Consider the following 5,509-nt stretch of genomic DNA (forward strand, 5'->3'; position numbering starts at 1 on the left):
CGGATCGCCGTGCGGGCGTGCGGCCTGACGCCGGCCGACTGGCACATCGTCGACGGTCTCCTCGCCGACCATCTGCCGCCGCTGCCGCGCGGGCTCGGCCTGGAGATCGCGGGCACCGTCGACGCGCTCGGCGAGGGCGTCACCGATGTCCGGATCGGCGACCGCGTGTTCGGCCCGGCCGTCTTCCACGGCTCGACGGCCGGCGCCGCCGAGTACGCCCTGATGCCGGCCTGGGCACGCATTCCCGACGGCGTCACCGCCGAGCAGGCCGCCGCATTGCCGATGGCGGCCGAGACGGCGTGGCGCGCGCTCGACGACCTCGGTGTCGAGCCTGGTGAGCTGCTGCTCGTCCACGGCGCGGGCAGCACCGTGGGTGAGGCGGCGGTGCGGTTCGCGCTGCACCGGGGTGTTCGGGTGATCGCCACCGCCGGGCCGACCCGGGCCGGCGCCCTGGAAGAGATCGGCGCCCAAGTGACCGCCTACGGCGAGGGCATGGCCGAACGCGTCGCCGCACTGGCCGGAGGCCGGATCGACCGGGCCCTGGACACGACGCCGACCGGGGGCCGGATCGACCGCGCCGACCAGCCCAGCCCGGCCGGCGGCTCGCTACCGACCTTGATCGGGCTGACCGGTGATCCCGACCGGGTCCTCACCGTCTCGGACTTCGCCGCCGCGGCCGACTTGGGCGTCCGGATCACCACCGAGATGCGCTACGACCGGATGGACGAGTTCGCCCGGCTCGCCGGCGAAGGCGTCCTGGTCGTACCGGTCGCCCGCACCTACACGCTCGACCGGATCGAGGAAGCGGCCGAACTCAGCCGGTCCGGTCGCCCCGGCGGAAAGCTCATGCTCGTCCTGTGATCGCCCCGCCGGCCTGATAAAGCGAGACCACCTCGACGAGGAACGGGGCCAGGCCTCTTCTCCGGCAGTCATCAGGTGGCGTCGCGGCCGGAAGAGATCACCCCAGGCGCTCAGTCGACGTGACAACGCCGATCGAGACGCCCGTCGACGTCCTCACCCGGATGCGCAACGAGGCGACCTTGGCGAGCGCCTGAACGCGGCACGTCGCGACGTCCGGTCCGGGAGGCGATCCGCCCTGCTCGGAACCGAAAACACCTGTAGCAATACCTAAGGAGTCGAGGATGCTCATCGGAGTAACCCGAGAGACCAAGCCCGGGGAGACCCGGGTCGCGGCGACGCCGGCGACCGTGAAACAGCTGACGGGCCTGGGATACGACGTCGTCATCGAGACGGGAGCCGGTGAGGCCTCGAGCTTCAAGGACGAGGCGTACGTCGAAGCCGGCGCGCGCCTCGGCACGAACGCCGACGCATGGGGTGCCGATCTCCTCTTCCGGGTCAACGCGCCGTCGCCGACCGAGGTCGAGCTGCTCAAGAGCGGCGCCACCCTCGTCGCCCCGATCGCCCCCGCGCAGAACGCCGAGCTGCTGGACACGCTGGCCGCGCGCAAGGTCGACACCTTCGCGATGGACGCGGTGCCGCGCATCTCCCGCGCGCAGTCCATGGACATCCTCTCCAGCCAGGCCAACATCGCCGGCTACCGCGCCGTCGTCGAGGCCGCCCACCGCTTCGGCAGGTTCTTCACCGGCCAGGTCACCGCGGCCGGCAAGGTGCCGCCGGCGAAGGTACTCGTCGCCGGTGCCGGTGTGGCCGGCCTGGCCGCCATCGGCGCCGCCTCCTCCCTCGGCGCGATCGTGCGCGCCACCGACCCGCGCCCCGAGGTCGCCGACCAGGTCAAGTCGCTCGGCGGTGAATACCTGAAGGTCGAGGTCCAGGTCGAGGAGTCGACCGACGGCTACGCCAAGGCGACCTCCGAGGCGTACGACAGGCGCGCCGCCGAGATCTACTCCGAGCAGGCCGCCGACGTCGACATCATCGTGACCACCGCGCTGATCCCGGGCCGCCCGGCGCCGCGCCTGATCACGGCCGCCGACGTCGCCTCCATGAAGGCCGGCTCGGTCATCGTCGACATGGCCGCCGCCCAGGGCGGCAACGTCGAGGGCACCGTCAAGGACCAGGTCATCACGACCCCCAACGGCGTCACGATCATCGGCTACACCGACCTGCCCGCGCGTCTTCCCGCGCAGTCGAGCCAGCTGTACGGCACCAACCTGGTGAACCTGATGAAGCTGATGACTCCGGGCAAGGACGGCGTACTCGCCCTTGATCTCGAGGACCAGGTCCAGCGCGGCCTGACCGTCGTGCACGACGGCAGCGTGCTCTGGCCGCCGCCTCCGGTGCAGGTCTCCGCAGCACCCGCTGCCGCCGCCCCGGCCGCCGAGGTCGAGAAGAAGGAGAAGAAGAAGCTCTCCGCCGGCGCGAGGCTCGCACTCGTCGGCATCGGCGCGCTCGCCCTCTTCCTCCTCAACGCGGTCGCTCCGGCCGAGATCACCCAGCACTTCACCGTACTGACGCTCTCGGTGGTGATCGGGTTCTACGTGATCGGCCACGTGCACCACGCGCTGCACACCCCGCTCATGTCGGTCACCAACGCGATCTCCGGCATCGTCGTCGTGGGCGCCCTGCTGCAACTCACCGTCCGCGACAACGTGGTGCTCGTACTGGCCGGCGTCGCGACGCTGCTGGCGAGCATCAACATCTTCGGTGGCTTCGCCGTGACCCGCCGCATGCTCTCGATGTTCCGGAAGGCCTGATCATGGATATCTTGTCGATCGCCGGCGCGGCCTACCTCGTCGCCGCCCTCCTCTTCATCCTGTCGCTGGCAGGCCTGTCCAAGCACGAGACCGCGTCGCAGGGCTGGCTCTACGGCGTCTTCGGCATGGCACTCGCCCTGATCGCGACCGTCATCCAGGTCACCGACACCGCCACCTCCACCGCCGTGATCGTCCTGGTCGTCGCGGTCGCCGTCGGTGCGGTCACCGGCCTGTGGCGCGCCAAGGTCGTCGAGATGACCGGCATGCCCGAGCTGATCGCGCTGCTGCACTCCTTCGTCGGTCTGACCGCCGTCCTGATCGGCTGGAACGGCCACTTCGAGGCCGCCGCCGGCCACATCCACGGTGGCGCCATCCACGATGCCGAGGTCTTCATCGGCGTCTTCATCGGCGCGGTGACCTTCACCGGCTCGATCGTCGCCTTCCTCAAGCTCTCGGCCCGGATGAAGCCGTCCCCGCTGATGCTGCCAGGCAAGAACATCATCAACATCGGCGCCCTGGTCGTCTTCGCGGCCCTGACGGTCGTGTACGTCATCGACCCGACGCTCCCGCTGCTGACAGCCGTCACGGTCGTCGCCCTGGCGCTCGGCTGGCATCTGGTCGCCTCCATCGGCGGCGGTGACATGCCGGTCGTCGTCTCGATGCTCAACAGCTACTCCGGGTGGGCGGCCGTGGCCTCGGGCTTCCTGCTGGGCAACGACCTGCTGATCGTCACCGGCGCCCTGGTCGGCTCCTCGGGTGCGTACCTCTCCTACATCATGTGCAAGGCGATGAACCGCTCGTTCATCTCGGTCATCGCCGGCGGCTTCGGCGTCGAGGCCGGTCCGTCGAGCGACGTCGACTACGGCGATCACCGCGAGATCTCGGCCGAGGACACCGCCGAGATGCTGGCCGGCGCCGGCTCCGTCGTCATCACCCCGGGCTACGGCATGGCCGTCGCCCGGGCGCAGTACCCCGTCGCCGAGCTCACCCGCATCCTGCGCGAGCGCGGCGTGGACGTACGCTTCGGCATCCACCCGGTCGCCGGCCGCCTGCCGGGCCACATGAACGTCCTGCTCGCCGAGGCCAAAGTGCCGTACGACATCGTCCTGGAGATGGACGAGATCAACGACGACCTGGCCGACGCCGACGTCGTGCTCGTCATCGGCGCCAACGACACCGTCAACCCGGCCGCCGCCGAGGACCCGGGCTCGCCGATCGCCGGCATGCCTGTCCTGCGGGTCTGGGAGGCCAGGAACGTGGTCGTCTTCAAGCGGTCGATGGCGGCGGGCTACGCCGGCGTGCAGAACCCGCTCTTCTTCCGCGACAACTCGCAGATGCTCTTCGGTGACGCGAAGACCAAGGTCGACGAGATCGTGGGCGCGCTGTCACGGGTGCCTGCCTGAGACCGACCAGGCAGATCGACCCCCGGCTCCCTGCTGCGGCGCCACGGCGACTCCCGGCGCCCGGCCACCCTGCCGGCCACCGCGCTCTACCTGACGAGCAGGGTGGCCGACGACGCACTGGACCTGCTGGAGGTACTGATCGCGAAGAAGCTGCTCGCGCGGGCGGAGCGGGAGACAGCGAAGCAGAAGCAGAAGACGCCACCGAGGATGGAGCGGGCCGGGATCAGGCCGGCGACCGCGTTCCGGGTCGTGTTCGACACCACGAGCGAGCAGGTCGACACCGAGTCCGGGGCGATCGGTCCGCCGGAGGTGGCGACACTGACGGCGATGTGGGAGCGGATCGAGGAGGTGGTGCCGCGCGAGGAACCGGCCGCCGCGATCGCCGCGTTGTTCGAGCCGGCGCCGCCGCCGATCGACTCGGATGCGGATGAGGCACGGCGGACGATGCAGGTCACCCGGCTCCCCACCGTACGGCTCCGGCCGCGTCACCACGTGATCAAATTTGCCGGGCACGTCATGGACGGCCTCACGGCACGTGCCGACGCTCTCCTCGACTGCGCGGCACGGGTGGACGGCAAGGCCCGCGAAACGATCCTCGCCCTCCTGGAGGACGCCAAGGACGCCACCGGCGCCCTCGGGGCCGCCCGGGGCGGACGACCCCCGGTGGAGGAACTGGGCCGTGTGCGGACGGAGTTGCGAGAAGAGCTCGGCCGCCTGGCCGGGACCTCGCCGCCCACGCGGCAGCCGGCCGACGAACCGGTGGGAGCCCGGCCCCCGATGGCACGCGGGTGACCGAGCCGGCCGGTACCGACGTGGAACGCCTCCTGGAGCGCACGGAGGACGGGCGGCTGTTCGACACGCTCACGAGTCGGCCGGTCACGTTGGAGGCACTGGCCGGCGAAGTGCGGCGCGGGCGCCGTTTCCGGCTCAGGGAAGGCGAGAGCGGCAGCGACTGCACCCACCAGGTCCTCGCCCGGGTGCTCCTCGCCGCCCTTGCCCCGCCCGCGCCCGGGACCGCTCGGCCGGCGGCCGGTGCGCTGGGCCGTCTACTCGTGCAAGAGGCGCGCCGGACCAGGCGCGGAGCGGGTGCTGATACCGCAGAGGAGGCACGGGAGCGGGCGCGGGCGGTGCGCGAGGCACTGCAGTCACTCGGACCTTTCTACATCAGGGTCGGGCAGATGCTCTCCACCCGGCCCGACTCGTGCCCCCGGCGATGATCGAGGAGTTCGGACGGCTCCACCACCAGGTCACTCCGCTGCCGTTCGACGTGTTCGAGCCCGTCCCGGCCCGGGATCTCGGGCCCCGCCGGCCGAGCCTGTTCCGCGAGATCGACACCGATGTGCCGCTGGGGGCGGCGTCGAGCACGACCGCGTCAAGACCGTCACCACCCCGGGCAAGAGCGTCGCCTACGAGTACGACAAGGACGGCAACCAG

General features: G+C 71.0%; 5 protein-coding genes and 1 pseudogene. 5 read left to right on the top strand and 1 reads right to left on the bottom strand.

Features of this window, described 5'->3' with window-relative positions:
- Positions 1-861 (top strand): NADP-dependent oxidoreductase (locus GT354_RS15135; RefSeq protein ID WP_161356837.1); only part of this gene is annotated, 861 nt, incomplete at its 5' end.
- A gap of 97 nt (positions 862-958) precedes the next feature.
- On the opposite strand, the gene GT354_RS15140 is transcribed toward GT354_RS15135, so the two are convergent.
- Positions 959-1,150: a hypothetical protein gene (locus tag GT354_RS15140; protein WP_161356838.1), complete on the bottom strand. Its 192-nt coding sequence runs from the start codon at positions 1,148-1,150 to the stop codon at positions 959-961.
- Between GT354_RS15140 and GT354_RS15145 the strand changes: the two genes are divergently transcribed.
- The 4 genes and pseudogenes from GT354_RS15145 (at position 1,143) to GT354_RS15160 (ending at position 5,292) form a co-directional block, all read left to right on the top strand.
- Complete coding sequence (locus GT354_RS15145; RefSeq protein ID WP_161356839.1) at positions 1,143-2,672, top strand: Re/Si-specific NAD(P)(+) transhydrogenase subunit alpha; 1,530 nt, start codon at positions 1,143-1,145, stop codon at positions 2,670-2,672. The two genes, GT354_RS15140 and GT354_RS15145, sit on opposite strands and share 8 nt — an antisense overlap.
- Positions 2,673-2,674: 2 nt before the next feature.
- Entirely contained in the window at positions 2,675-4,075 is a 1,401-nt protein-coding gene (pntB, locus tag GT354_RS15150) for a Re/Si-specific NAD(P)(+) transhydrogenase subunit beta (RefSeq protein ID WP_202511924.1), read from the top strand.
- A gap of 27 nt (positions 4,076-4,102) precedes the next feature.
- Positions 4,103-4,549 (top strand): annotated as a pseudogene (locus GT354_RS56500) (Tn3 family transposase); the annotation flags it as partial.
- Positions 4,550-4,863: 314 nt separating this feature from the next.
- On the top strand, positions 4,864-5,292 hold the full coding sequence (locus GT354_RS15160; RefSeq protein ID WP_161356840.1) for a polyhydroxyalkanoate synthesis regulator DNA-binding domain-containing protein: 429 nt from the start codon (positions 4,864-4,866) through the stop codon (positions 5,290-5,292).
- Positions 5,293-5,509 lie beyond the last annotated feature (217 nt).

Source organism: Streptomyces sp. SID3343, from assembly GCF_009865215.1.
GTDB lineage: Bacteria > Actinomycetota > Actinomycetes > Streptomycetales > Streptomycetaceae > Embleya.